1 pseudogene is annotated in these 760 nt (G+C 71.4%); it reads left to right on the forward strand.

Going from position 1 to position 760, the window contains the following annotated elements:
• Positions 1-760, forward strand: a pseudogene (locus M529_RS0123960) (Ti-type conjugative transfer relaxase TraA); the annotation flags it as partial.

Below are 760 nucleotides of genomic sequence, written 5' to 3' on the forward strand. Positions count from 1 at the left end.
GCCGGCTTGTCCGCACGCTGTCGCGCGAGCGGGCGAAGGATATGGCGTCCGACTATCCGATGTATCGGGATCGCGATGCCGAGGCGCAATCCTTCGCCGATCGGCGCGGGCTGTCGGGTGAGATCCGCGTTGCGGATGCACCCGAGCGGAAGGGCGTGGAGATCCTCGCGCCCCGCGCGGGAACTTCACGCCAGATGGGCGAGGATTCCCGCACGCCCGATATTGGCGGCGACCGCGGTGCCGGCGAGGCGAAGGCCGCGGCCGAGCGTCAGTCGCGGCGCGGTATGTTCGACGGCTTGAAGCTGTCGGCCGCGCCGGTGAAGGCGGCCGAGCCAGCACAGGGTGCGAAGGAAAAGCCGGCTCCCAAGCGGGGCATGTTTGACGGGCTGAAACTGCCCCAGCGCACGCCGACGCCGGAGCCGGCGAAGGAATTGCCCGCGCGGGCCGAGCAGGGCCAGGATCGCGATTTCCGGCGCGCGGTCGAGCGGGCCTCGCGTTCGGCGGAGGCGGTGTTGCAGGCGCGGGCGTCGGGCGGGCCGGTGCTGGAACATCAGAAGGTCGCGCTCGAGCGCGCGGTTCAGGCGCTCGACACGCTCCGGCCGCGAGCTTCGGACGATATGGCCGAGGCGATGAAGCGCGATTCCGGCTTGCTGCGCGAGGCGGCGGCGGGGCGCAGCGGCCCGATGATCGAGGCGATACGCCAAGAGGCGCGCGTGCGGGCCGATCCGAACTTGCGCGCCGATCGGTTCGTGGAACGCTG

This window comes from Sphingobium ummariense RL-3 (assembly GCF_000447205.1).
Lineage (GTDB): Bacteria > Pseudomonadota > Alphaproteobacteria > Sphingomonadales > Sphingomonadaceae > Sphingobium > Sphingobium ummariense.